Here is a 25,110-nt window from a genome sequence, read left to right on the forward strand (position 1 = left end):
GGCGCGCGACCGAGAACTCAACTGACCAATCCAGCTACTCAATAGTTGCCATGAAGGCAATCTACGCCGCGCCCAGTTCCGACGCCGATGAGTTCCACCGGTACACATTCGATGCCGCTTCATGGAAGAGCGCAAGGTCGATCGCGTCGAGCATCGCCCGACGCGGCCCTTCGTTCCCCAACTGCTTGGCCGAAATCGACAGTCGGACAAGGCCGCCGCGCTTTGCGGTACGGCCGGCCCCGAGGATCAGGGCCCGGCACCACCACGGTTCGACTTTGAAACCCTCACCGATTCCGAGAACACGACCTCGCTGCGATGTTCCTCGCGCAAGGTCGTGCACGGCGCCGAGTCCGGCCATCGAGCGAAATCCGGCCTCCGGCAACACCGACATCGCTCCGGTGGAGGCCACCCAGCGGGGCGGAGCGAACACTCTGGTGCGCAATCCTGCCTGCTCCAACACTCGATCTGCTGCCAGCAGACGGAGTTTTGCCTCATGCCTGGACAGCGTCGCGAACTCCGCGCGCCGACGCTTGGTCGCCGCCTGATCGTAACCGTGCAATACGACGGCATCCCCGTGCTCGCGGCGTTCACGCAGCCAGGCAGCGGTGACGGCGTCGTCGGCGAGTCGGTATTTGTCTTTGAGCCTGGGTGCCACGAGGAGGGAAAGCCGCACTCCCCTTGCATCCATCTCGTCTGCGAATCCCGCAGCGAGATAACATGTCTCGTCTCTGATTCCGGACACTGACACGATCAGTTCAGCAGACATACCTCTGATGGTGGCAGCTCCGGGTGAACAACACACTGCCGCCGGATGATCATCCGGCGGCAGGTGGTGGTCAGTTGTGCGGCAGAACCGCTTCGATGGCGGCAATGACCTCGGGAGCGTCCGGCTCGGTGCGCGGACGGAAACGGTTGACGACGGTTCCGTCCGGCGCGATGAGGAACTTTTCGAAGTTCCACTGAATGTCGCCGGCTTCGCCGTCTGCATCGGGAGTCTTGGTGAGTTCTGCGTACAGCGGGTGACGGTTCTCGCCGTTGACCTCGATCTTCTCCATCATCGGGAACGTGACTCCGTAAGTGGTGGAGCAGAAGGATTCGATCTCTTCGGCGGTGCCGGGTTCTTGGCCCATGAACTGGTTGCATGGGATACCGATCACGGTCAGGCCGCGATCTGCGTACTCACTCGCCAGCTTCTCGAGCGTCGCGTACTGCGGGGTGAGACCGCACTTGGACGCGACGTTGACCACGAGCACGGCCCGGCCACCGTATTCGCCCAGCGAGGTGGGTACACCGCCGAGTGTGTTGATCACGATGTTCTGTACTGGAGTTGTCATGATGTCCAACTTAGCGACTATCTCGCCCACCGCTACGTCGATGCTCCGAGAATTCGATCGAGGTCGTCCAGAACGGTGAGCCCACCGAACGATCCGACGCCGGTGATCCAGTACGACATGTCGACCAGGGCACTTCCGGCCACGTAAGTCCATTGCCGAAGAGTGACCTAAAGGGGCCACCGCTTCGGGGTGTTTGATGCCCAAATGTCCGTTATGTTCGCGAAGTGGTTACTTTCTGGTGCCATGCCGCACGCGGGGACCAAATTGTGAAGGCCAAATAGATGACGACTCTTGATTCTCGCTCTGGGTGGACTCGCCTTGGTAGCGCCCGCCTCGCCGCCCTAGTCGGCGGGATCACGCTTGCCGCTTCCATGACGTTCGGTACCGCGGTCGGACCTGCGTCAGCAGAAACCGCCGCCGAATTCCTCGCCAGTCGGTGCGCAAATTACATCGCCAACCCCCAACCCTACGAGGCCGCCAGAAGCCATTGTGATGGGGCGGACCTGTCCGGCGTAGACCTGTCCGGCGTGGACCTGTCCTGGGCGTTCCTGACCGAAGCGAACCTCGCCGACACTGACCTCACCGGCACTGACCTGCACGGCGCCTACATGGCTGACGCGAACCTGGCCAACGCAACCCTGACCGGCGCGAACATGGACTCCGCGTACCTGGGTCAAGCGAACCTGACCGGCGCGAACCTGGCCAACGCGAACCTCACCGACGCTGACCTGACCAGCGCGAACCTCACCGACGCTGACCTCACCGGCGCGAACCTCACCGAAGCGAACCTGACCCGCGCGAACCTCACCGGCGCGAACCTGACCGGCGCGAACCTGACCGACCTGAACCTGACCGGCTCAGCTCTAGTGCCTGCCGACATCACTGTGGACGTTATGGATGCCGGATGGTCGTACGACGGGGCCTACGTAACATGGGCCACTCCCAGTATGCCCACCGGAGTGGAATTCGGCGCCTGTGACTATCCCTCCGGGACAAAGTTTCCCACCGAGCTCACGGTCGTGAAATGCGACGTCGCCACTTCCTCCAGCGGCAGTTATGGCTACTTCACCGTCTACGTCATCCCCGGACCGAACTGGGGCGAACCACCCGTCACCGGATCCCTTGGCTCTCTGAACTCGTTCTTCGGCAGCTGACCTTCCCGACAGTGCACGCGTCATCAGTGCAGGCTACCCCTCAAAAACATTGTCCTCCAAACCCTTCCGTAGGGGTGGAGGACTACCGTTCGGGCTTCTCTCACCGTTCAGTGTCCGAGAAAAGATCGGTTGACGGACACAGCGGCTTCGATAGGAACACAGTCGAGCAATCAACTCAGCCTCCGCTAGAGCTACCGGTCACTGCCCGGCCGGGCAGTACCCACTGTTCCAAGCAGTGCATCGGCGAGGGGGTCTGCCGTGCTGACGCCTGCGGCTACACCCCGAAGCAGAGCGTCGAAATCAGCGGCGACGATGGTGACCTCCTCGAACTCCGGCTCTCCCCCACGGACAACCTGACCGTCCGGTGCGAGCGCCAGGTACTCGTACCCATTGCGTGTCGACAGCAGGACCGGGAGGTGAGTGGACCAGAAGGCGTTGATCGCCGCGCGCTCAGCCGGCCCGGAAGCAACCGCCAGACTCTCGTGCGGGAACGCATCCCAGGGAAAGGCCTCATCGCTGATGCCAACTCCGCCGGCATAGTTCTCCGCCGAGAGAAACCACACCTGGTCGTCGGAACTGGCAAGTACGGAGAACGAACTCGCCCACACGATGAGTTGATCACAAGCGCCGACCAGCGGTTGCGGAACGGGGGCAGAGGCCGATCGAGTAGGTTCTTCGCGAACCCAGCCTGCGATCGACAGCGCGGCGGTTGCGTCGAGGTGAAGGCACATGGCCCCACGGTAGGTCAGGCGTCTCGCACCATTAGCGCCGGTCGGAAACGTTCGATTCTGGACGGCGGTCTGTGGGAATGAGCCGTGCTCCGCTCCGGCATCGCGATTTCAGCACCCACTGATGTCGGGAATGCGAATCGATATGACGGAAAGCCTGCCACGAACGAGGAACGAGACCGCCGCACGGTGAGTGCAACGGTCTCGTTCGTCATTCTCCGACCAGGATCACTGATCTGAAGTACGGGTTCCGCTCCAGCGGAGGGGTCAAACCTCTAGTGGTGGCTCACGAAGGACTGCTGGGTGCCAGTCGGCGCGGTTTCCAGTTTGTGCTGTTCGGCTTCGTCCTCGTCGTCCAGCATGGTCGCCTCGTTGAACGGAATCTTGCCGTCCAGAACATCGACGACGCGTTCCTTGTCGATGGTCTTCGTCCAGGAGCCGACGAGCAGCGTGGCGACTGCGTTGCCCGAGAAGTTGGTGAGAGCGCGAGCCTCGGACATGAAGCGGTCGATACCGACAATCAGGCCGACCCCGTCGAGTAGTTCGGGACGGTGACTTTGCAGGCCGCCTGCGAGGGTCGCGAGTCCGGCGCCACTGACTCCGGCTGCGCCCTTCGACGCGATGATCATGAACACCAGCAGCGAGAGCTGCTCACCGAACGCGAGTGGCTGACCCATCGCGTCGGCGATGAAGATGGAGGCCATGGTCAGGTAGATCGCGGTGCCGTCGAGGTTGAAGGAGTAGCCGGTCGGGACGACGATGCCGACGGTGGAGCGTTCGACGCCCACGTGCTCCATCTTGGCGATCAAACGCGGGAGTGCCGACTCGGAGGACGACGTCGCGAAGATGAGCAGGTATTCGCGGGCCAAGTACTTGACCAGCTTGAAGATGTTGAATCCGGTGACGGCGCGCAGCAGGGTGCCGAGGACACCGAAGATGAAGATCAAGCAGGTCAGGTAGAAGCCGATCATCAGTGTTCCGAGCTGGACCACTGCATTCAGTCCGGTCTGGCCGACCACGCCGGCGATGGCACCGAAGGCACCGATCGGGGCGAGCCACAGGATCATGGTCAGGATCTTGAAGACCAGCTTCTGCAGGTGACCGATGCCCTTGAGGATCGGTTCACCGGACTTGCCGAGCGACTGGATCGCGAAGCCGACGAGCAGGGCGACAAACAGTGTCTGCAGCACGCTGCCCGCGGTCAGGGACGACAGCAACGACGTCGGGATGATCGACGCGACGAAGTCCCACGTTCCACCGGCACTGTGCGCTGCCGTGGTGAGCTTCTCGACGGACGCCGGGTTCGGCTCGATGTTCAGGCCGCTGCCCGGGTTGAGAAGATTACCGACACCCAGGCCGATCGCCAGGGCAACAGTGGACATACCGATGAAGTAGGCGAGCGCCAGTCCGCCGACCTTGCCCACCTTGGCTGCTGCGCGCACCGAGCCGATGCCGAGCACAATGGTGCAGAAGATGACCGGGCTGATCATCATCTTGATCAAGCTAACGAACAATGTGCCCAACACGGCGACCGACTTGCCGAATTCGGGCGCGAGCCAACCGACGAGAATGCCTCCGATGACGGCGACGATGACGCTCATGTAGAGCCAATGCGTCTTGTCGCGCTTCGCCGGAGTGCCCTTCGGCTGGGGTGAATCGTTTACTGTCCCTGTTGCCGTGACGCTCATGGGGATGTCCTTTGATGGAAATCAGTGAAGTGATGGGGATCACTCGAGTTCGTGGAGAATTCTTGTTGGAAATGTGTAGGGCGTGAAGTTTGTGTTCATAACGTTCAGGAGTAACCGATGGTCCAACGACGCAGTCGCCGACGCATGAGCGTCGCCCGGCAGATCCTGCTGCTGCAGCTTGCACTGTTGTCGCTGGTCATCGGTGCGGGAGCGGCACTGGCCGTAGTGGACGAGCGAGGTGACAGCGACGACGCCATTAGTCGGCAGGTGAGCTCGATCGCCGAGACACTGGCCTTGACGGACTCCACCGCGCAGGCGCTCTCCAGCGACGACCCGACCGCGATTCTGCAACCGCAGACCGAGAAAATTCGCATGGCCACCGGCGTCGACTTCATCGTGGTGATGGCGCCCGATCGGACCCGGTACACCCATACCAGTCCCGAACTGATCGGCGAATTGTTCACCGGCAACATCGACCGGGCGCTGGCAGGTGAGACGTTCACCGAGACATACGCAGGTTCGTTGGGCCCGTCGATTCGCGCGGTCACACCGGTGTACGACGCGAGTGGGACGCTTGTCGGTTTGGTGGCTGTCGGCGTCACCCGAGAGGAGATCAGCAAGCAATTCGCCCAGAGCATTCCGACCATCCTGACAATTGCTGCCGCGGGATTGATTGCAGCTGTTTTGAGTTCGTTGTTGGTAAGTAGGCGAATCAGACGTCAGACCCTGGGTCTGGCACCCGACGAACTGCTCACGATGTACGAGCATCACGACGCCGTTCTCCACAGCATCGGTGAGGGACTGGTGGTCATCGGTCGGGGACGGGGCGGGACGGCTCAGGTGGACATAGTCAACGACGAAGCGCGTCGCCTTCTCGATCTACCGGAAGGCCGAGTCGATCTGTCCTCGATTCCGGCCACGTTGCGGGATGTCGACGCAAGTTCGGCCACTGATCAGGTCCATCTCACCGATCAACGAATACTCGTGGTCAATCAGCACCCGGTTGAGTGGGAGGGCAAGCGAATTGGCACAGTTCTGACTATTCGCGATCACACCGAATTGCAGAATGTTCTCGGCGAACTCGATTCGGTTCGCGATTTTGCAGAATCGCTGCGCTCGCAGGCCCACGAGAGCGCCAACCGCCTGCACACCATCATCACGATGGTGGAGCTCGGAAAATACGACGAGGCGGTTTCCTTTGCCACCAACGAATTACGGCTGTCTCAGCAGTTGATCGATCGTCTCGTCAATGCCGTTCAGGAACCGGCTCTGGCCGCTCTGTTGCTCGGAAAACTCAGTGAGGCGACCGAACGCGGAGTGGAGTTGACCGTCACCGAGGACACCGCACTCGGTGCGGTCACGCCGCTCACGTCCCGTGAGTTGGTCACACTGGTCGGCAATCTGGTGGACAATGCCATTGACGCCTCGCGGACCAGCGAGCAGCCGTGGGTGGAAGTGACGGTCATGGAAGAGGATTCGACAATGGTGGTTGCGGTGGCCGACAGTGGGCCAGGCATGACGCCCGATGCCCTCGAAAGGGCCAAGGAGCGTGGATATTCCACCAAATCCGGATCCCGCGGCATCGGCCTCGCGTTGGTTTCGCAGATCGTGAAACGCCACGGCGGCACCTTCGTGAGCGAGCCTGGGCTGGGTTCCATGCTGGTCGTGCGCATCCCGCTACGGCAGGCACAGCAGTGATCCGGGTACTCGTGGTGGACGACGAACCACTGATCGCGCAGGCGCACCGATCCTATGTGGAGCGAGTGCCGGGGTTTGTCGTGCACGGTGTGGTTCACAGCGGTCAGGCCACTCTGCGAGCGGTCACGGAAGCGCACGCCGCCGGTGAGTCCATCGATCTGGTGCTCCTCGACATCGGCCTACCGGACGCAAGCGGACTCGATGTTGCATCGGCGCTCGGTGGGTTGCGTCCGAGCCCCGACATCATTGCGGTGACCTCCGCTCGCGACCTCGACGTGGTGCGAACCGCCGTTGCCCGCGGAATTGTTCTCTACCTGCTCAAACCGTTCACGTTTGCGGCATTCCGCGACAAGCTCGAACGGTACGTGGAGTACCGCGCAGCGCTGCCCGCCGGCGAATCCGCAGCGAGTCAATACGACATCGATCGCGCGATGGCCGCACTACGCACCTCCGACGATCGGGCCGCGTCGGCGAAGGGCTTTGCCTCCCAGACGCTCGGACTCGTATCGGCGTGCGTTCGGGATACCGACACTCCGCTCACCGCAGCAGAAGTTGCCGCTTCCGTCGGCGTATCCCGGGTGACAGCGTGGCGCTACCTCGAAAAACTGGCAGACGACGGTCTGCTCACCCGGGAAACCGAATACGGACGTGCTGGGCGCCCCCAGGTCCGTTACCGCAGAAGCTAGTTCGCCGCCCCGACAGTGTCGAGGACCCACGCGAACTCGAAGGCAACTTCCTTCCACTTCTCGTAACGACCGCTGACACCACCGTGTCCTGCGCTCATCTCGGTCTTGAGAAGTAGTGGAGCGTCGCCGGTCTTGGTGGCACGCAGTTTCGCGACCCACTTCGCCGGTTCGACGTACAGCACTCGGGTGTCGTTGATACTGGTGATCGCCAGAATCGCCGGGTAGTCCTTGGCTTCCACGTTCTCGTATGGACTGTACGAGTGCATGTACTCGTAGACAGCCTTGTTGTGCAAGGGATTTCCCCACTCGTCCCACTCGATGACCGTCAGCGGCAGCGACGGGTCGAGGATGGACGTCAGCGGATCCACAAACGGCACATTCGCAAGAATGCCGGCAAAGAGTTCCGGTGCGAGGTTGGCTACAGCACCCATGAGTAGGCCACCCGCGCTACCACCGTCGGCAACCATACGATCGGCGGCGGTGACGCCGGTATCGATCAAATGCCGTGCACAGGAGACGAAGTCGGTAAACGTGTTCTTCTTGGTGAGAGTCTTGCCGTTCTCGTACCAATGCCGGCCCATCTCACCGCCGCCGCGTACATGCGCGACAACAAACACAACACCGCGATCGAGTAGCGACAACCGCGCAACCGAGAACGACGGGTCGATGCTGGCCTCGTAGGAACCGTAGCCGTACAACAGCAACGGCGCCGGACCTTCGGGGGCGCCGGCCTTGCGAACGATCGAGAGCGGAATGCGGGTACCGTCCTCGGCCACTGCCCAATCGCGTCGCTGCACGTAGTTCTTCGCGTCGAAATCGCCGAGCACGGGCTGCGACTTCCGCAGCGCCAGTTCACCGCTGGCGACGTAGTAGTCGTACACCTGACCGGGAGTGATGAAAGACGTGAAGCCCAACCGGATGGTGGGCTGCGCCCATTCCGGATTCGATCCCATTCCGATACTGAAGAGCTCTTCGTCGAAATCGATCTCGTGACGCTCGCCGTAGCCGTCGGCTGTCAACGGCCACACGGCAACTCGGGTCAACGCCTCGCGGCGGTAACTCAGCACGATGTGGCCGGCAAAAGCCTCGGCTTCTTCCAGCCGCACGTCGTCGCTGTGCGCGATCAACGTCGTCATGTTCGTCGGATCCGATACCGGAGCCTCCACCAGCACGAAGTTCTCGGCCTTCACACCGTCCACTACGTCGTTGTGGAGGATGAGGAAGCGGTCTTCTCCCCCGATCACGGCATGCTCCGCGCCGTATTCGACGCCTTCACGACGCGGAATGATCACACGGAAGTCACCTTCCGGGTTGGCCGATTCGAGGATCCAGCCCTCGCTGGTCACCTTGGAACCGACCCAGATCACCAGGTACTTCTCGCTGCGCGTCGAACCGACCGACACCCAGTACCGCTCATCCGGTTCGTGGAACACCGAAACATCTTGGCTCTGCGGCGTTCCCAGCTTGTGGCGCCACACGGTGTCCGGACGCCAGGATTCGTCGACAGTCATGTAGAAGACATGGCTGTGATCAAGTGCCCAGGTTGCGCCGGGAGCGGTGTCGGGAATCTCGTCACCGAGGATTTCCCCGGTCTCGAGGTTCTTGAACCGCAGCGTGTACCGCTCGTCACCGACGACGTCCACGGAGTACGCCAGCAGGGTGCCGTCCTCGCTGATGGAAAACGCGCCGAGAGAGAAGAAGTCGTGCCCTTCTGCCTCGAGGTTGCCGTCCATGAGGATCTGTTCGCCGTCCAGTTCAACCCCGGGGGTCAAGTTGGGCGGCGTCCAGTCACCGTCGTCGGCGATCGGGCAACGGCAGTGAACGTTGTACGACTTACCTTCGACGCTACGGGCGTAGTACCACCACTTACCCATCCGGGTGGGTACCGACATATCCGTTTCCTGGGTGCGCGATTTGATCTCCTGGAAGATCTTCTCGCGCAACGGCTCCAGATGCGCCGTCTGCTCCTCGGTATACGCATTCTCGGCTTCGAGATACGCCACTACCTCGGCGTTGTCCTTGTCCCGCAGCCACTCGTACTCGTCGACGAACGTGTGTCCGTGATGGGTGCGTTCGGTGGGAACCTTCTTCGCGACCGGCGGGACGAGGCTCATGCGCTGGGACCGACCCAATCTGCGAAGGACAATCCGGAAATACGTTCGTACGCTTCGATGTAGCGCGCACGGGTCGCGTCGACAATCTCCTGCGGCAAAGCCGGCGGCGGGGTATCGGACGCCCGATCCCATCCGGATTCGGGGCCGGTCAGCCAGTCGCGAACGAACTGCTTGTCGAAGCTCGGCTGAACCTTGCCAGGCTCGTAGCCTTCGAGTGGCCAGTACCGCGAGGAATCAGGTGTCAGCACCTCGTCGGCCAGCACGAGATTGCCGCCCCCGTCGAGACCGAACTCGAGCTTGGTGTCGGCGAGGATGATTCCGCGATCAGCGGCAAAATTGGATGCTCGCGCATACACGTCGAGGGTGTCCTCACGAAGCTGAATCGCGAGCGTCTGACCGACCTTCTCCACTACCTGATCAAAGCTGATGTTCTCGTCGTGATCTCCGAGAGCAGCCTTGGACGCCGGGGTGAAGATCGGATCGGGCAAGCGTGACGCTTCCACGAGGCCCTCCGGAAGGTTGACGCCGCACACCGCGCCGGTCTTCTGGTAATCGACCAGACCGGAACCCGTGAGGAATCCTCGGACCACACATTCGACGGGAATCATGTCGAGCGAGCGCACAACCAGCGCACGCCCGAGAACCTCTTCGGGGATGCGGTCGTCGTCCGGCTCACCTGCGAGGTGATTGTTGCCGCCGAGGACGTTGAAGAAGAACACGCTCATCGCGGTGAGGACGCGGCCTTTGTCCGGAATCGGCGTGCTGAGCACGTGATCGTAGGCCGAGATCCGATCACTCGCGACCAGCAGCAAGTGCTCGTCGTCGATCGTGTAAAGGTCACGGACCTTGCCACCGGCCAGATGAGTGTAGGAATCAAGTGTAGGACGCACGCTTATCACCCTATCGGGCGTTCGCAGTTCGTACAGAACCCTGGTAGCCAGGACGGGTACAGAGACTCCCCGTCCGGGGAGCCGTCTGCCCTGCTTAACCGGATAATGCAACTAGCCAGGCCCGGTGCGCGAGAGGCCGCCGTCACAGTTGATGAACTGCCAGTTTGCAGACAACCCCGCCGAAGCAGATCTCCCATTGGGTGGGAGGCCCATCGAATTTGCGGGTTTCGCGGGTCCACACTCGATTCAGAGCCTCTCGCGAATTCAGATTCCCTCTCCACGAAGGACTTTCACATGTCACGAACTTCACGCAACACCGGCGTCCGTGCCGTCGCAGCACTGGCGATCTCGAGCAGTCTCCTGATCGGCGGCGCTGCACTTGCCCAGGCTGCTCCCCAGCCGCCCGTCGGCTCGCTCGACTTCGGCTCTTTGGATTTCGGCAGCTCACAGCAGGTTGCCGATGCTCCGCGTCTGGTGGGCATCGACAACTTCCGCGACGTCGCCGGGACCGGATCCGGGTACTCGGGCTCCTTCGGCCAACACGTCAACAAGGGTGTTTTCTACCGCGCCAATGCCATCACACCGAAAGGCGCCGACATGGCTGCCTTGGAGTCACTCGGATTGACCAAGGTCTACGATCTGCGCACCGCAGCCGAAATCGCCGACAAGCCGGATGTTCTGCCTGCCGGGGTCGCTTACGAGAACATCCCGGTCCTGGCCGGCGACATCTACCAGATGGCATTCCAGATCAAGTCGCCCGAAGAAGCCCGGTCGTTGATGCAGGATGCAAACCGCGCGTTTGTCACGGGCACCGCAGAACGGGCCGGATTCACTCAACTGCTCACGTCGCTCGCGGAAACTGATGGGCCACAGGTCTTTCACTGCACCGCCGGTAAGGACCGCACCGGCTGGGCCTCGATGTTGCTTCTGAGCATCGCCGGCGTCGACCGCGCCACGATCATGAGTGATTACATGCTGACCAACGAGTACTCGACCGAAAGCATCAAGGCAACACTCGCGTACATCTCCAGCGTGGCTGGTCCGGCAGTGGCAACCAATATGGAGCCTCTCCTCGGAGTCGAGGCCGGTTACATCGAAGCCGGACTCGATCAAGTGGAATCCTCGTACGGAACCATCGACCGCTACCTGACCGAGGGCCTCGGACTCAGTCGGTCGACTATCGCAACGCTGAAGGCAAAGCTGCTCGGATAAGTGCACTCTCACGTGGTGTTCGTCGCCGCTTCGCGGAGGCGGACACCACGTGCTCTTATCGAACCCGTGAATCTCTCACCATATTGTTCCGATACGCCCAGATGACAATCTGCACCCGCGTGCGGACATCGAGTTTCCGGCAGATATTGCCGATATGCGATTTCACCGTGCTCAGTTCGAGTTTCATCGCGTCGGCCACCTCACCGTTACCCAACCCACTCGAAAGTAGCTGGACCACTTCCATTTCCCGAACGCTCAATCCGTGGTCGGGAAATTCGACTGGGGCAGACGGTTTACGACGCGCGAATTCGGCGACCATTCTGCGGGTGAGCTTCGGCGACAATACCGAGCCACCGTCTGCAGCGGCAATGACCGCGTCCACCAAATCGTCCGGGTCGGTGTCTTTGAGCAGGAACCCGACCGCGCCTAGGTCGAGCGCACCAAAAACGTACTCGTCGAGGTCGAACGTCGTTACGACGATAATGCGAGTTTTCGGGAATTCCTTCAGAACCTCGAAAGTCGCAGTCAGCCCGTCACCGTGCGGCATGCGGATATCCATGAGAACCACGTCCGGTTGAAGCAATCGGACTTGCTGAAGTGCTTCGAATCCCGATGCCGCATGGCCGACGACCTCGATGCGAGGGTGATCGGTGAGGAAAAGCTCGAACCCTTGACGGACAACCTGCTGATCGTCGGCGATGAGAACTGTAATCACGCGATCATCCTCCAGCTCGGTGGTATTTAAACCACGTTATCGATCTCGATGATGACAGACGCACAGTTACACCGATTTGCCGGATTGCCCGTTTACGTTCGATAACCGCGGTATATTTCGGCCTCACCGGACCAGAGTGATATCTCCCAGTTTCCGACTTCGATCGAAATAGGGTTCCAGCGGACCGTAGAAGCGGAAATACGAGAACCATGATGTGCATCAACGGCGATACCACCAGCAGTCGGCCCCACGGTAGCTCGATAACCAAAGTCCCCGAAGCACCCACGTCGGGTGAACTACTGGATCAGGGCGTCTCGGATGACAGCAGCCGTACTGTCGAGAACTGACCTGGTGGGTGTGCGCGGAATTGCACGAAGCCCGAAACCGTCGCCCCGATTGCGCGGAATGACGTGCAGATGAACATGGAAAACTTCCTGCCCTGCAACGGCTCCGTCAGAGAGATGCAGGTTCACCCCGTCGACGGGCAGATGTCCGGTACGCATCGCTGTGGCGATCTTTTGCGCGACTGCAAATATCCTGGCACCTTCGTCGAAATCGAGGGTCGACAATCCGCTGGCATGACGCTTCGGCACCACCAGCAGATGCCCCGACGTGAACGGCCGAATATCCATGAAGGCAAGTACATTCGCGTCGTCGTAGACAACACTTGCCTCGGCTTCGCCGGCGATGATGGAGCAGAAGATGCAGTTCATGGTCTTCGACCCTGTGCGCCTTTTCGGCAGTGGCCACTACCAGAAAGGCGCACGGGGGGTAGCCCCTACAGAATCGGCGACGGCGCGTATGCCGCAGCTTCAGGATTGGCGTCGACAAGCTTCTGTACCTCGGCCACTACGGCGTCGACCTGAGCCGACGCAGCACCGATGAAGGCCGCCTTGTCCGCGAGTGCCTCGTCGAGGGCAGCGCGATCCAGGGGAAGACGGTCGTCCGCAGCCAGGCGATCGAGCAGATCGGGTTCCTTGCCCTCTTCACGCATCGCGAGTGCCACGGCGACAGCATTTTCCTTGATGGCTTCGTGCGCGGTCTCACGTCCGACACCGGCGCGAACTGCTGCCATGAGCACGCGCGTCGTTGCGAGGAACGGCAGGTAGCGGGTCAGTTCCTTCTCGATGACGGCCGGGTACGCGCCCATTTCGGCGAGCACGGTCAGGAACGTCTCGAACATGCCGTCGATGGCAAAGAATGCGTCAGGCAATGCGACTCGGCGAATGACGGAGCAGAAGACGTCGCCTTCGTTCCACTGAGCGCCCGCCATCTCGGCAGCCATGGACCCGTAGCCGCGCAGGATGACCTGTAGGCCGTTGACGCGCTCGCACGAGCGGGTGTTCATCTTGTGCGGCATCGCGGAGCTGCCGACCTGGCCCGGCTGGAAGCCTTCGGTCACCAGTTCGTGGCCGGCCATCAAACGGATGGTGTGAGCGAACGACGACGGCGCTGCGCCCACCTGAACGAGCGCGGAGATGACGTCGTGATCGAGCGAGCGCGGGTAGATCTGGCCGACGCTGGTGAGAACGTTGGTGAACCCGAGGTGCTGGGCAACCTTAGTCTCGAGCTGCTCGAGCTTCGCCGCATCACCGTCCAGAAGGTCGAGCATGTCCTGAGCGGTGCCCATCGGGCCCTTGATTCCGCGCAGCGGGTAACGGTCGATCAGCTCACGGAGCCGGGTCAAACCGACCAGCAGTTCGTCGGCTGCGGAAGCAAAACGCTTGCCCAATGTCGTCGCCTGAGCTGCGACGTTGTGCGAGCGTCCGGCCATCACGATGGACGAGTACTCGGCAGCGCGCTCACCCAGACGGGCGGCGACGGCGATGCCGTGGCTGTAGACGTGCTCGAGTGAGCGGACGATCTGCAACTGCTCGACGTTCTCGGTGAGGTCGCGGCTGGTCATGCCCTTGTGAACCTGCTCGTGACCGGCAAGAGCGTTGAACTCCTCGATACGTGCCTTCACGTCGTGGCGGGTGACGCGCTCACGATCCGCGATGGACGCAAGATCGACGTTGTCGATGACTCGCTCGTAATCGGCAATAGCGTCGGCCGGAATGTCGATGCCCAGCTCAGCCTGTGCCCGCAACACCGCCACCCACAACTGTCGTTCGAGCACAATCTTGTGCTCGGGAGACCACAGAGCTGCAAGCTCCGGGCTGGCGTAACGGTTGGCAAGGACATTCGGGATGCGGCTCACGAGGCCTCAGTCTAACGGTGCGTGAACAGTGCTGTTACCCCTACGCAGGTGGGGCCATCACGTCGATGGATTCGAGGAGCATTCCGCGCGCCAATCCACGTGGATCGGGGTCGTACTCCCCCAGGGCCGAGATCATGGCGCCGTCGACCATCGCAACAAGGCGTCGCAACTGCCCTTCCGAGCTGGTGCGACCCGACCGTGCCAACGCCTCGGTGAGCGCCTCGTCCAGTTGCGCGCGCAATCGCAACTGGACTTCACGCAGTGCCGGGTGGCGGGCGCACGCCACAAATCTCTCGTACCGCGCGATCAATCGTTCTCGGCTCTCCGGCCGCTTCTCGTCTTCGCCGAGCAGAACCTCCACCAGCAGGTCGACGGTGGACTCCGGGCCCCGGCGACGCTGAGTCACCGCCGCAACACGGGCCCGAACCGCATCCATGTCGGCATTACCGTTCAACTCGACGGCACACGCAATGAGATCGTCGAGCGAGTCGAAGTAATAGGTTGTCGAGGCCAGCGGAAGACCGGCCCTGGTAGCGACCGCGCGATGACGAACCGCGTCGAATCCACCTTCCAGCAAAAGTTCAGCAGCAGACGCCACCAACGCTTGGCGGCGTTTTGCTCCCTTGGGTGTTGCGGCTCCCGACACGTTTCCATCGTGCCAGTTTCAGCAGTGTCGGCACCGGAAAACAGCCCGAACGTCCTGTTGATTGTTACGTGAGCCACGTTTCGAGGCGTCGCAGCGCCTCTTCGATATCCGCAGTGGCACCGGCAAACGAGAGGCGAACCATCCGATCTCCGTGCACAGTGTCGAAGTCGATTCCGGGCGCAAGCGCGACTCCGGTATCTGTCAGCAACCGCGAGCACCAGGCAGTTGCGCCCTCGTCGCCGCACAGATGTCCGATATCGGCGTACACGTAGAAAGCGCCGTCCGCAGGAGCAAGTTCGGTGATGCCGAGTTTCGGCAGGCCTGTCAGCAGAAGTTCACGGTTGAGCGCGTACCGCTCGACGTGGCCGTCCAGCTCGATCTTCGCTTCCGCCGAGAACGCTTCGATTGCGGCGTACTGCGAAATTGCGGGCGGGCACACGGTCATGTTCGACGCCAGTCTCTGTAGCGGGCGACGCAGGTAAGTGGGCACCAGCATCCAGCCGAGACGCCACCCGGTCATGGAGAAGTACTTGGACACCGAGCCGATGACCACGGATTCGCGGGACGTTTCCCAGGCACTCGACGTCTGCTGGTCTCCGTAGCCGATGCCGTGATAGATCTCGTCGGAAATCAGCAATGTTCCGTTCTTGTCGCACCACTTCGCCAGCGCGGCAAGCTCTTCGGGTGCGATGACGGTACCCGTCGGGTTGGCGGGGCTGGCAACGATCAGTCCGGCCGGCGGCGTCGGCAGCGCGTCGAGCATCTCGACGGTCGGCTGGTACCTGGTAGCTGGGCCACAATCGAGTTCCACGACGTTACATCCCAGCGCCGCAAGCGTATTGCGGTAGGCCGGGTAGCCTGGACGCGCCACGACGACGGTATCGCCCTCGTCGAACGCCGCCAGGAACAGCAAGGTGAATGCACCCGAAGATCCGGTGGTGACAACGACGTCATCGGCGTCGACGGTGATTCCCGAACTCTGCGCGTGGTACCGGGCGATGGCCTCACGAAGCGGAAGAATGCCGAACGTCTCGGTGTATCCCAACAGTTCTGTGCCGAGGATCTCGCGCGTTGCGGCCAGCACCGGGGTGGGCGCGGGCGTCGACGGCTGGCCGGCCGCCAGCGTCAGGACGTCACCATGAGTCCGCTGACGTTCGGTGGCGGCTTTCCACACGTCCATGACGTGGAAAGTCTGGATGTTCGATCGACGAGATTCTGAGCGCACACCTCGACGGTAGTCGGTACAGGCAATCGGGTGTCAGCGGGTTCTCGATCAGTAGCATTACGGTCCGGAAAGCCACCTGAGAGAATCGAAGCGATGACACAGGCACACAGCGACTTCCCATTGACGGCAGACGAGTTACGCACAGTCGCAAGCTTCGCCGCCGAAAGCGCTCAGCAGCTACTGCCCTATTTCGAGGCCGAAGCACCCGACGACCCACGCCCGCGAGCTGCACTCGACGCCGCACGGGCTTTCGCCGACGGAGCGCCGAGAACGATCTTGCAGCGCGTCGCCGCCCTCGATGCACACCGGGCTGCACAGGAGATCACGAGCGAGGCCGGGCAGCTCGCGGCACGGGCCTGCGGTGACGCCGCAGCTGCTGCCTACCTGCACCCCATCGCGAGAGCGACGCAAGTCGGCCACATCTTGCGAGCGGCGGCGTGTGCCGCCCGAGTAGCCGAACTCGAGGCGGGCGGCGATGAAGCCGCCGCAGCACAGTCCATAAAGTCGACCTGCGATCGCGCGACCTCTGTGCTGGTCGACGTCCTCGGGCGATACCCGACTGCCCCGATAGGGAAGAACAGGCTTGCCCAACTCATGAGCACGCTCGACAGCTCCCTACGCCACCTCGAAACCTAGCGACGAATCACTCTCTCCTAAAACATTTTTCGATTCAACCACGCTAATTTCCGAGTTGTGCGGAAAACCACGCAATCGTGCCATCCCACTGATCTGTCGGTACAGCAAGAGGCTGCTCACCCACCCGCTCCAGCGAGACATGCAACGACTCCCCAGTTCGCCAAGCAAGGATCTCGTAAGTTCCACCCGGAACGTGTACCCGAGTGGTGCGCTCCGGATGCTCGACGACAGCGCTGTCCGCGAACTGGGCCGCCATCGTCAGATCCGTGAACGACGGGACAAAAAGCACTCCATCGGTAACATCGATCCGGGCAGATGCGCCGTCGTCGGGAACACGTTTCGGGTGACCGAGCCTGACATTCACCGCTGTGCCATCGGCCTCCGGGCCCACGAATACAACAAATGCCGACGCGAGCCGACGCGCGGCCGCAAAATGCTCCAACAGTTGCGGCAGGCTCCAGTCCTCGTCCACAAAACCCTCGTAGGTCGAAGCGTTCACCAACGCGAAGAAGCCGTCTTCGTCCACCTGAATCTCACCGACCACACGAAGGTCTTGCGAACCACTTGGCACGTTTCCCATTGCAATCCCCCGACTATCGGACACCAACGACACCACACGATAAGTGATCCTCAGTTGAAAGGATGCTGAGAAGGATCTTGCATACTTCCTTCCCTGGGCGAGACTGGACGGCATGAACTTCGCGTCGTCGATTCTCCATCCCTCACAGTGGAGTGTTCGTATCCGCTCGACTGTGGCGTCGACGCTGGTCATAGCGTTCTGCCTGGTAGCAGCGGGGTGCGCGCTCATACTTCTTCTCGCACACTCGCTTCAACTGTCGGCGCAGGACACCGCGGACACTCGCGCCACTCAACTCGTACAGGAACTCACAGCGGAAAGCGCAGCCGATCTCGATCCGTCCTTGCTCTCGACGGACAGCCAGGTCGGGATCGTTCAGATCGTCGGTCCGGATCATCGAGTTCTGGTGCAGTCCCCCGGTACCGGAAACCAACGACTTTCCCAAAAGACGCTCGAACCCGGAGACGCTGCGTCGCTCGGTCGCGTCGAAGTGGACGACAACGGCGACTACTGGCTTATCGGCCGCGGCGTCGCGACACCTACCGGGCCTGTCACCGTCTTTGTCGGGGCGGACCGAGAACCCGTCGAATCCGTAGTGACCGCTGTGGCAATACTTTTGGCGGTGGTGGGACCGTTTGTTCTCGGGTTGGCCGCTTTCGCGACGTACCGCCTCGTGGGTTCAGCACTGGCCCCCGTGGAACGTATTCGATCCAGGGTGGCGTCGATCTCGAGCGGAAGCCGCGGCGAACGAGTGCCAGTTCCGTCGGGAAACGACGAGATTGCCCGCCTCGCAAGGACAATGAACGACATGTTGGCCCGCCTCGACGAAGGCGCACAAGCACAGCAACGGTTTGTCAGCGACGCCTCCCACGAACTTCGAAGCCCGTTGTCCACCATCACAACTGCTCTCGAACTTGCACATCGACGCCCCGAACTACTCGACGATGCCTTGATCGAAGATGCATTGCTGCCCGAGGCCCGTCGAATGCGCCAACTCATCGACGACCTTCTGACACTTGCCCGTTCCGACGAGAGCAACGCCGAACACCCATGGGCCGTAGTCGATGTCGATTTGGATGACATCCTTCTCACCGAAAAGACCCGAATCGCCGGGATCTCGAGCCTCACAGTGACAGTGGAGATTGCGCCGGTTCGAGTCAGCGGTGACCCACGTTCGCTGACCCGGTTGGTGCGCAACCTCGTCGACAATGCCATCAGACATGCTGGGTCGCAGGTGTGGCTGCACTGCTTCCACAGCAAGGACGGCGCACACATCGTGATCGAGGACGACGGACCGGGCATACCCGAGGCCGAACGTCTGCGAATATTCGACCGGTTCGTCAGGCTCGATTCCCCGCGCTCGCGGCAGGGTGGCGGCACCGGCCTGGGATTGGCCATCGCGTCGGATATCACCGCCGCGCATGGTGGAACTATCACAATGAGTGAAAGGTTCGGTGGTGGAAGTAGATTCGAGATTGTGATCCCGAAGACCGAAGACTGACCTTCAGTCCGATTCGCTCACAAATCGGTACCCGACACCTCGCACCGTCTCGATACTGTGTTTCCCGAACGGTACGTCAACCTTCTTACGCAAGTATCCGATGTAGACCTCGACGATGTTTTCGTCGCCTTCGTAATTGATATCCCAGACGGATCTGACGATCTCGCGCTTCGTCACGACAACTCCGCTGTTCCGCATCAGGAATTCGAGAACGCTGTACTCGCGTGGTGTGAGCGTCAATTCGGTTGCACCCCGGCTCACTTGGTGGCGAGCTGGATCGAGCGCAAGGTCGCCAACGGTCAGTACCGTCGGGCGTTGTGGAGCACCGCGCCGTACCAGAGCGCGCAGGCGCGCGAGAAGCACGACAAAGGAAAAAGGTTTGACCAGGTAGTCGTCGGCACCGAGGTCGAATGCGTCGGCCAGGTCGTATTCCCCGTCTTTCGCCGACAACATGAGGATCGGAGTCCAGACCGCACGCGCGCGCAGGTCACGCACAATGTCGTAACCGTGTTTCCCGGGGAGCATGATGTCGAGAACTATCACGTCGAACTCGTTGCTACACGCAGTGACAAACCCGTCGTCACCATTGTGTTCGACAGTGGTCACAAAGCCTTCGGCCACTAGCCCCCGCCGAATCGTCTCAGCCAGGCGCACCTCGTCCTCGACCACCAGCACTCGCACCACAGGCTCCATTTCCGTCGATACCGAAACCAGTAGACCAGATCCCGCACTGTTACCGAATGTGCATTCAGCGTTTCTTCAGCATCGTCTCGGCAGACTTCGGGCTATGCCTGCAACTGTCTCGGCCGTGCGAACCGCGGTCACCGAAGTGCTGACCGAAAGCTCCAGCGCAGAAATTGCTGTGACTGCTGTCGTCTTGGCTTCCGCTCTGTTCGCTTTCGGTTCGATCTACCAGGCGTCGACGCTGCGATCGAGCGTCATTCGCGCAACCGGATTGATCGTCGCTCTGGTAACCCTCTCCGTTGCCGTGATGCACAACGGGTGGTTGTCCCGATTCGACGGCCCTGTGACGGAATGGATGATCGCGCATCGAAGCCACGGACTCAACCAGATTGCAGTGGCCGTGACCGATCTCGGAAGTCCAGTTGCGACAGCAATTCTCGGGATCGGAGCCGGCGCCGTTCTTTCGTGGCAGGCCCGCTCGGTGATTCCCGGGATCGTCGTAGTCGGCACCGTCGGTTCGGCCGCGGTGGCGAGCACCGTGATGAAGGCCGTAGTCGCTCGCGAGCGACCCCCGACAGCTTCTCAGGTTCTCCTCGAGACCGATCATTCCTTTCCCTCCGGACATGTAACGGGCACTGGGGCATTGATCGGCATCGTTGTTCTACTTGTTGCGATGCAGCACACACCTTCAGTCAAACGGCTGTTGATGCTCGTGGCTGTCGTTGTCACTCTTGTCGTGGCGCTCACTCGGTTGTACCTGGGCGTGCACTGGCTCACCGATGTTGTTGCCGGCGCAGCTCTCGCGACTTTCGCCGTCACGATCGGCGGCGCGGCGTTCCGGTATCTCGACAACCGATCACGCCCGAAACACGACGCCCTCACACCGTCGACTTCGGCGGACCCGAGAATTGCTGCTGCGGAATATCGCACGTTGTGAACACGGCATGAAGAATCATGTCGACGATGTGCCACCAGCAGGTTCAGGCACCGCCCCAGAGGCTTGGACCCGATGCAACACCGGGTCCAAGCTCTTGCCGCTCAGGTTCCTATTCGGATAATCCCAATCAGGAACCAGTTCATTTCTTGCGGTGTGTCTTTCAGGCGTTCCCTGTCCGGGGGCAACCGACGGACTGCGGGTAAAGGGTGAAGTGGCGGCATGCTCACGACCCGGAATCGGCAGCGAGCCAGGCGTTCCCGAAGAGCATGATTCCGTCCGCGCTCGGCGTGATCTCGTGCACGTTCTTTCTCCACGTGACGAGGACCTTACCGGCACCGATAGTGGCCAAGGGCGCCGTGTCGTTGACGAGGGTTTGGACCTTCTCGAGAACGGCGAGTCGGTCGGCGTCGTTGGGCGCAGTCTGCAGTTGGGCGAGCAGCTGGTCCATCTCCGCGTTCTTGTAGCCGAGTACGTTCGACGGGGACTCGCTGTGGAAATTGCCGTACATTCTCACGAACGGCGACTCCTCGAGAACACTGAATCCCCCGTGAGCGACATCGAAGTCGTGGTCGGCATACAGTCTCTTGACCAGGTCGGTAATGCTTGGGCTGTAAGAGATTTCGACGGTGAACCCGACGGCCTGCAACATGGACTGGTAGGCGAGGGCATTTCGCTGGGTCTCGGCACTGTTCGATCCGACGTAAGTGAGCTTGCCGTCGTAGCCGTCGGCTTTGGCCTCGGCGAGGTATTTCTTCGCGGCTTCGGGATCGTAGCCGGCAGCTGCAACCGTGCCGTGCCACTGGGACCACGACTGGAACATGTCGCTACCGGGCATGCCGTAGCCGTCCTCGGCCCGCTCGTTGTAGACGGCGGGGTTGATCGCGGCAACGATCGCCTTGCGCACTCGCTCGTCGGATGCTGCGCGGCCCTCTCGCTGGTTGATCAGACCGATGGTTCCCAGACTGACGGTGTGGATGTAGCCGATGTCGCCGGCAGCCAGTGCGTTGTGGACGGCCTCTGATCGTCGAACGTACGCTGCGTCGATGCCGCCACTGTGGAGCGCTTCGAGTTTGGCTTGTTCGCCCTGGATAACCGGGAAGCGCAACTTCGCCAGGCGAGGTTGTCCGTTCCAGTAAGTCGAACTCGCCGCGAGAACCAATTCTTCCTGGGATGCAAACTTTTCCACGGTGAACGGCCCTGCACCGACAGGGGTGAACGTCCCGGTCGCCATGGACGAGGGCGCGACGATCATGCCCGGTCCGGTGGTGAACATGATCGGGAACTCGTTCCAGGGCTGCTTCAGGGTGAAGACCACCGTCGCCGGGTCCGGTGATGTCATGTCTGCGACGGAAGCCTTCCATACCTGTGTCTGCAGACCGTTCTTCTCCAGGTAGCGATTGATGCTCCATTGCACCGCGTCCGCATCGAGAGGGGTACCGTCGCTGAATTTCGCATCGGGTCGCAGCTTCAATGTCCAGACGGTGTTGTCGCCATTCACTGCCAGAGACTGCGCCAACTGGGGCTTGTATTCCTTGGCGTCCGTGTCGTAGCGAATCAACAGGTCGTAGATGGCGGCCATCTCACTACCTCCGGTTGCCCCGCTGTCCTGGCGGTTGACCGGGTCCAGGCTGCTGATTCCGGAGAGCGTGGCATAGGACAGCGTGCCACCGGAGGTAGGTTCGCCGCCGTCTGGTTGTTTGCCGACCAGGCCGGACGTCACACCGGACGCATCGGTCGCCGAATCAGTGGTAGCGGCACATCCGGAAAGCAGCACCACGGTAGCTGCCAACGCAGTGAACATGGTGCCTGCACGTGCAAGAGACGGTCGTCTCATCTTTTTCTAACCTTCTTTTCGAAAGTCGCGGAGCGACAGGGAATTTGGCGGTGATGACACCTGGTTCTGAACGCCCGTCACATCGTGACTATTGCGCGGCCGAGAACTCTGCCGGCTGCGAGGTCACTGACAGCTCGGTCGATGTCCTCGAGGATGTAGCGGTTGGTGACGAGCGTGTTGAGATCGAGCAGGCCTTCGGTGTGCCAGTCGAGGAACGTCCCGATGTCGTCTTGGCCGCAGCCGCCTGCGGTGGTTCCGACAAGTTGCTTCTGACCGCCGATGAGACCGGCGAGGTTGAGTTCGGTGAGGCCCTTGGGGAGTCCGACGAGGACTACCGTGCCACCTCGCCGACCGCCGACTCGACCGGCGCGCACACTGTCGAGGGCTTGCACGGTGGTGGAGGTGAGCCCGACGCAGTCCACGGCGATGTCGACCCCTCCCGTCAGTTCGACGATAGCTGCGGCGGGGTTGTCCGTCACCGAAGCATCGATGGTGTCGGTGGCTCCGAATTGTTTGGCGAAGGCGAGCTTTTCGGCATCGAGATCGACTGCAACGATGCGTGACGCGCCACGGATCGATGCAGCGGCGACGGCGGACAGGCCGACTCCACCGGCGCCGAACACCGCGACCGTGTTGCCGGGTTCGACGGGGGCAGCATTGCAGAGGGCGCCCGCACCGGTGACAACCGCACAGCCGACAACCGAGACGACGTCCTCACGCGATTCGGGAGGTAACGGCATTACATACAGTTCGTCGACCAGTGCGTGTTCGGCCCAGGTGTAGACGTTGGGTGAGTGAGCTGTGCGTCCGTCGGGAAGATCGATCGAAGCGCGGGTGGGAATGCGGTCGTCGGTGCGGGGCACCCACGTGATCATCGCGGCCTCGCCGGCCGCGATGTGGGTGACGGCGGATCCGGTGGCGAGGACGGTGCCGTACCCCTCATGTCCGAACAACATCGGTTCGGCGTGATCGGCGTGCATCCAGAACAGCTGGCTTTGGCACACGCCGGTGGCATGGATCTGCACGAGAACGTCATGCGGGCCGGGGTCGGGCAGCGTCACCTCGCGTAGAGCGAGGGGGCCGTCGGTCGCGTCTTGGACGATGATGCGGGTGTTCATTGGCATGAGTGGTCTCCAAAGTTGGGGTGGGAGGGATGACGTCAGATTCCCGGCCACGGCCCGGGCAGGGGGGTATTGGCGGTACGAAGCGTGACGCGTTTTGTTCGGGTGCAGCCAGAGACCGCATCATCGCCATAGGCGCCACCGAGACCGCTCTGTTTGAAACCGCCGAACGGCAGCCCCGAGTCCAGCATGAGATTCGAATTACCGTGCACGACACCGGCTTCGATTCCCTCGCTCATCCGGATCATCCGACCCAGGTCGCGGGTCCACACATAGGACGAGAGCCCGAATTCTGTGGCGTTCGCGAGTTCGAGTGCCTGCGCCTCGGTCTCGAAGGTCAGCACGCTGAGCACCGGACCGAAGATCTCTTGGCTCGCGACTGTCATCGCAGGGTCGACTTGGTCGATCAGCGTCGGGGCGATGTAGAACCCACGTTGCTGTGTTGTCACCCGGTCGCCGCCGAGCACGATCCGCGCTCCTTCGCTGCGCGCGGTGTCAAGGAATCCGAGGATCTTTTCGTGCTGACCGCTGCTGACGACGGGGCCGACCTGTGTTTGCGGATCGAGTGGATCACCGACACGCACCTTGCTCATACGCGCGGCCACTTCTGCCACGAAATCCTTCGCGATAGAAGCATGGACGAGGAGCCGACTGCCGGCGGCGCACACCTGGCCTGCGTTGTTCAAGATGCCGAGGACCGTTGCGCGAGCAGCCGAGTCGAGGTCTGCGTCGTCGAATACGATGATCGGCGATTTTCCGCCCATCTCGAGGGTGAGCTTTTTGAATGTATCGGCGGCCGCGCGGGCGATGTGCTGTCCGGTCGGGACGGACCCTGTGAACGAAATCCCGGCCACGTCCGGGTGCGAGCACAGGGCGCCGCCGGTGGCGCCGCCTCCGACGACCACCTGGAGAACGCCGGTCGGTATGCCCGCCTGTACGGCAAGTTCGGCCAACCGGATCGCTGAGCGCGGGGAGAGCTCTGACGGCTTGACAATGACGGAGTTACCGCAGGCAAGAGGTGGACAGGCCCGCGCCATGAACGAATGAGCCGGCGCGTTCCACGGCAGCACCACCACATAGGTACCGAGGGCCTCGAGCCGCGTGTAGGAGAACTGGCCGGGCACATCGCCGAACTGCTGACCGACAAGCTTGTCTGCCTTGCCTGCCCAGTACCGGGCGTGGCGGGCGCCACGGCGGGCCTGAGCACGTGCATCGGAGAGCACTTTGCCGGTGTCCTCGGTATCGAGCCGTCCGAGCTCGGCGCAGTCGTCCTCGACCAGTTGGGCCCAGCGCCACAACAGCTCGCTGCGCTGTTCACCGGCCATCGCAGCCCACACCCGCTGCGCCTCGGTTGCGCGGTCGACGGCGGCAGCGCATTCGTCCGCGCCGTCAATTGTGAGCTCGGCCGCAACCTCCTCGGTGGCCGGATTGATCACCCTCAGGGTGTCAGGGACGGTGGAGATGGGGGACATCGAACCAACTTTCTGTGCGTCGTTCATTTCGGTGATCGAATAAGCTTGTAAGGCAGTG

General features: G+C 61.7%; 23 protein-coding genes. 7 read left to right on the forward strand and 16 right to left on the reverse strand.

Annotated features, from left to right (window positions below):
• Window positions 1-61 precede the first annotated feature (61 nt).
• Window positions 62-766, reverse strand: coding sequence for a DUF2334 domain-containing protein (locus FEZ60_RS07000; RefSeq protein WP_172935786.1), 705 nt, complete (start codon window positions 764-766; stop codon window positions 62-64).
• A 70-nt stretch (window positions 767-836) separates the two neighbouring features.
• Window positions 837-1,334, reverse strand: coding sequence for a glutathione peroxidase (locus FEZ60_RS07005; protein WP_033234327.1), 498 nt, complete (start codon window positions 1,332-1,334; stop codon window positions 837-839).
• 281 nt (window positions 1,335-1,615) lie between these two features.
• Between FEZ60_RS07005 and FEZ60_RS07010 the strand changes: the two genes are divergently transcribed.
• Window positions 1,616-2,488: a pentapeptide repeat-containing protein gene (locus FEZ60_RS07010; RefSeq protein WP_172935787.1), complete on the forward strand. Its 873-nt coding sequence runs from the start codon at window positions 1,616-1,618 to the stop codon at window positions 2,486-2,488.
• Window positions 2,489-2,679: 191 nt separating this feature from the next.
• Here the strand turns inward: FEZ60_RS07010 and FEZ60_RS07015 are convergent, their stop codons facing one another.
• Entirely contained in the window at window positions 2,680-3,219 is a 540-nt protein-coding gene (locus FEZ60_RS07015) for a hypothetical protein (RefSeq protein ID WP_172935788.1), read from the reverse strand.
• Between the two features lie 272 nt (window positions 3,220-3,491).
• Window positions 3,492-4,904 (reverse strand): cation:dicarboxylase symporter family transporter, encoded by a 1,413-nt coding sequence (locus FEZ60_RS07020; protein ID WP_033233928.1) that lies wholly within the window; start codon window positions 4,902-4,904, stop codon window positions 3,492-3,494.
• Between the two features lie 117 nt (window positions 4,905-5,021).
• Between FEZ60_RS07020 and FEZ60_RS07025 the strand changes: the two genes are divergently transcribed.
• Window positions 5,022-6,602: a sensor histidine kinase gene (locus FEZ60_RS07025; RefSeq protein ID WP_095888292.1), complete on the forward strand. Its 1,581-nt coding sequence runs from the start codon at window positions 5,022-5,024 to the stop codon at window positions 6,600-6,602.
• Entirely contained in the window at window positions 6,599-7,288 is a 690-nt protein-coding gene (locus tag FEZ60_RS07030) for a response regulator (RefSeq protein WP_033233926.1), read from the forward strand. Before FEZ60_RS07025 ends, FEZ60_RS07030 begins: the two co-directional genes overlap by 4 nt.
• Here the strand turns inward: FEZ60_RS07030 and FEZ60_RS07035 are convergent.
• Window positions 7,285-9,402, reverse strand: a complete 2,118-nt coding sequence (locus tag FEZ60_RS07035) for a S9 family peptidase (protein ID WP_033233925.1) — start codon at window positions 9,400-9,402, stop codon at window positions 7,285-7,287. The genes FEZ60_RS07030 and FEZ60_RS07035 overlap by 4 nt on opposite strands.
• Window positions 9,399-10,292 carry a phosphoribosylaminoimidazolesuccinocarboxamide synthase gene (locus FEZ60_RS07040; protein WP_045068766.1) on the reverse strand — a complete coding sequence of 298 codons (894 nt, stop codon included), beginning with the start codon at window positions 10,290-10,292 and terminating at the stop codon, window positions 9,399-9,401. Before FEZ60_RS07040 ends, FEZ60_RS07035 begins: the two co-directional genes overlap by 4 nt.
• Before the next feature lie 294 nt (window positions 10,293-10,586).
• Here FEZ60_RS07040 and FEZ60_RS07045 point away from each other — a divergent pair, with 294 nt between their 5' ends.
• Window positions 10,587-11,504: a tyrosine-protein phosphatase gene (locus FEZ60_RS07045; RefSeq protein WP_092806376.1), complete on the forward strand. Its 918-nt coding sequence runs from the start codon at window positions 10,587-10,589 to the stop codon at window positions 11,502-11,504.
• Window positions 11,505-11,559: 55 nt separating this feature from the next.
• Here the strand turns inward: FEZ60_RS07045 and FEZ60_RS07050 are convergent, their stop codons facing one another.
• The 5 genes from FEZ60_RS07050 to FEZ60_RS07070 all read right to left on the reverse strand — a co-directional run bounded on the left by FEZ60_RS07050 (window position 11,560) and on the right by FEZ60_RS07070 (window position 16,290).
• Window positions 11,560-12,219, reverse strand: coding sequence for a response regulator transcription factor (locus FEZ60_RS07050; protein ID WP_033233922.1), 660 nt, complete (start codon window positions 12,217-12,219; stop codon window positions 11,560-11,562).
• Window positions 12,220-12,515: 296 nt separating this feature from the next.
• Window positions 12,516-12,932, reverse strand: a complete 417-nt coding sequence (locus FEZ60_RS07055; protein ID WP_033233921.1) for an HIT family protein — start codon at window positions 12,930-12,932, stop codon at window positions 12,516-12,518.
• A 65-nt stretch (window positions 12,933-12,997) separates the two neighbouring features.
• Window positions 12,998-14,419 (reverse strand): adenylosuccinate lyase, encoded by a 1,422-nt coding sequence (gene purB / locus FEZ60_RS07060; RefSeq protein ID WP_172935789.1) that lies wholly within the window; start codon window positions 14,417-14,419, stop codon window positions 12,998-13,000.
• Window positions 14,420-14,459: 40 nt separating this feature from the next.
• Window positions 14,460-15,065: a TetR family transcriptional regulator gene (locus tag FEZ60_RS07065; RefSeq protein ID WP_033233919.1), complete on the reverse strand. Its 606-nt coding sequence runs from the start codon at window positions 15,063-15,065 to the stop codon at window positions 14,460-14,462.
• Window positions 15,066-15,129: 64 nt separating this feature from the next.
• The gene (locus FEZ60_RS07070; RefSeq protein WP_033233918.1) at window positions 15,130-16,290 is read right to left on the reverse strand and encodes a pyridoxal phosphate-dependent aminotransferase; all 1,161 of its coding nucleotides are present in this window, start codon (window positions 16,288-16,290) and stop codon (window positions 15,130-15,132) included.
• Between the two features lie 93 nt (window positions 16,291-16,383).
• On the opposite strand from FEZ60_RS07070, the gene FEZ60_RS07075 reads away from it, so the two are divergent.
• On the forward strand, window positions 16,384-16,926 hold the full coding sequence (locus FEZ60_RS07075) for a putative immunity protein (RefSeq protein WP_095888291.1): 543 nt from the start codon (window positions 16,384-16,386) through the stop codon (window positions 16,924-16,926).
• A gap of 43 nt (window positions 16,927-16,969) precedes the next feature.
• On the opposite strand, the gene FEZ60_RS07080 is transcribed toward FEZ60_RS07075, so the two are convergent.
• A complete protein-coding gene (locus tag FEZ60_RS07080) occupies window positions 16,970-17,506 on the reverse strand; it encodes a hypothetical protein (protein WP_116102245.1) in 537 nt (178 codons plus the stop codon).
• Window positions 17,507-17,618: 112 nt separating this feature from the next.
• On the opposite strand from FEZ60_RS07080, the gene FEZ60_RS07085 reads away from it, so the two are divergent.
• The gene (locus FEZ60_RS07085; RefSeq protein WP_045068756.1) at window positions 17,619-19,004 is read left to right on the forward strand and encodes a HAMP domain-containing sensor histidine kinase; all 1,386 of its coding nucleotides are present in this window, start codon (window positions 17,619-17,621) and stop codon (window positions 19,002-19,004) included.
• A 3-nt stretch (window positions 19,005-19,007) separates the two neighbouring features.
• Here the strand turns inward: FEZ60_RS07085 and FEZ60_RS07090 are convergent, their stop codons facing one another.
• Complete coding sequence (locus FEZ60_RS07090) at window positions 19,008-19,685, reverse strand: response regulator transcription factor (protein ID WP_033234324.1); 678 nt, start codon at window positions 19,683-19,685, stop codon at window positions 19,008-19,010.
• A 106-nt stretch (window positions 19,686-19,791) separates the two neighbouring features.
• Here FEZ60_RS07090 and FEZ60_RS07095 point away from each other — a divergent pair, with 106 nt between their 5' ends.
• Window positions 19,792-20,625 (forward strand): phosphatase PAP2 family protein, encoded by an 834-nt coding sequence (locus tag FEZ60_RS07095; RefSeq protein ID WP_072782646.1) that lies wholly within the window; start codon window positions 19,792-19,794, stop codon window positions 20,623-20,625.
• 223 nt (window positions 20,626-20,848) lie between these two features.
• Here the strand turns inward: FEZ60_RS07095 and FEZ60_RS07100 are convergent, their stop codons facing one another.
• The 3 genes from FEZ60_RS07100 to FEZ60_RS07110 form a co-directional block, all read right to left on the reverse strand.
• The gene (locus FEZ60_RS07100) at window positions 20,849-22,459 is read right to left on the reverse strand and encodes an ABC transporter substrate-binding protein (RefSeq protein WP_141486488.1); all 1,611 of its coding nucleotides are present in this window, start codon (window positions 22,457-22,459) and stop codon (window positions 20,849-20,851) included.
• 77 nt (window positions 22,460-22,536) lie between these two features.
• Window positions 22,537-23,583, reverse strand: coding sequence for a zinc-binding dehydrogenase (locus FEZ60_RS07105; RefSeq protein ID WP_095888289.1), 1,047 nt, complete (start codon window positions 23,581-23,583; stop codon window positions 22,537-22,539).
• 35 nt (window positions 23,584-23,618) lie between these two features.
• Window positions 23,619-25,079 (reverse strand): aldehyde dehydrogenase family protein, encoded by a 1,461-nt coding sequence (locus tag FEZ60_RS07110; RefSeq protein ID WP_051730454.1) that lies wholly within the window; start codon window positions 25,077-25,079, stop codon window positions 23,619-23,621.
• Window positions 25,080-25,110 lie beyond the last annotated feature (31 nt).

Source organism: Rhodococcus sp. MS16 (assembly GCF_013277795.1).
GTDB classification, from domain to species: domain Bacteria; phylum Actinomycetota; class Actinomycetes; order Mycobacteriales; family Mycobacteriaceae; genus Rhodococcus_F; species Rhodococcus_F globerula.

Coding starts and splice junctions, on each gene's coding strand:
- FEZ60_RS07110 (WP_051730454.1), bottom strand. CDS start 25,079: ATGAACGACGCACAGAAAGTTGGTTCGATGTCCCCCATCTCCACCGTC.
- FEZ60_RS07005 (WP_033234327.1), bottom strand. CDS start 1,334: ATGACAACTCCAGTACAGAACATCGTGATCAACACACTCGGCGGTGTA.
- FEZ60_RS07100 (WP_141486488.1), bottom strand. CDS start 22,459: ATGAGACGACCGTCTCTTGCACGTGCAGGCACCATGTTCACTGCGTTG.
- FEZ60_RS07035 (WP_033233925.1), bottom strand. CDS start 9,402: ATGAGCCTCGTCCCGCCGGTCGCGAAGAAGGTTCCCACCGAACGCACC.
- FEZ60_RS07055 (WP_033233921.1), bottom strand. CDS start 12,932: ATGAACTGCATCTTCTGCTCCATCATCGCCGGCGAAGCCGAGGCAAGT.
- FEZ60_RS07025 (WP_095888292.1), top strand. CDS start 5,022: ATGGTCCAACGACGCAGTCGCCGACGCATGAGCGTCGCCCGGCAGATC.
- FEZ60_RS07020 (WP_033233928.1), bottom strand. CDS start 4,904: ATGAGCGTCACGGCAACAGGGACAGTAAACGATTCACCCCAGCCGAAG.
- FEZ60_RS07045 (WP_092806376.1), top strand. CDS start 10,587: ATGTCACGAACTTCACGCAACACCGGCGTCCGTGCCGTCGCAGCACTG.
- FEZ60_RS07000 (WP_172935786.1), bottom strand. CDS start 766: ATGTCTGCTGAACTGATCGTGTCAGTGTCCGGAATCAGAGACGAGACA.
- FEZ60_RS07075 (WP_095888291.1), top strand. CDS start 16,384: ATGACACAGGCACACAGCGACTTCCCATTGACGGCAGACGAGTTACGC.
- FEZ60_RS07010 (WP_172935787.1), top strand. CDS start 1,616: ATGACGACTCTTGATTCTCGCTCTGGGTGGACTCGCCTTGGTAGCGCC.
- FEZ60_RS07080 (WP_116102245.1), bottom strand. CDS start 17,506: ATGGGAAACGTGCCAAGTGGTTCGCAAGACCTTCGTGTGGTCGGTGAG.
- FEZ60_RS07105 (WP_095888289.1), bottom strand. CDS start 23,583: ATGCCAATGAACACCCGCATCATCGTCCAAGACGCGACCGACGGCCCC.
- FEZ60_RS07095 (WP_072782646.1), top strand. CDS start 19,792: ATGCCTGCAACTGTCTCGGCCGTGCGAACCGCGGTCACCGAAGTGCTG.
- FEZ60_RS07085 (WP_045068756.1), top strand. CDS start 17,619: ATGAACTTCGCGTCGTCGATTCTCCATCCCTCACAGTGGAGTGTTCGT.
- FEZ60_RS07015 (WP_172935788.1), bottom strand. CDS start 3,219: ATGTGCCTTCACCTCGACGCAACCGCCGCGCTGTCGATCGCAGGCTGG.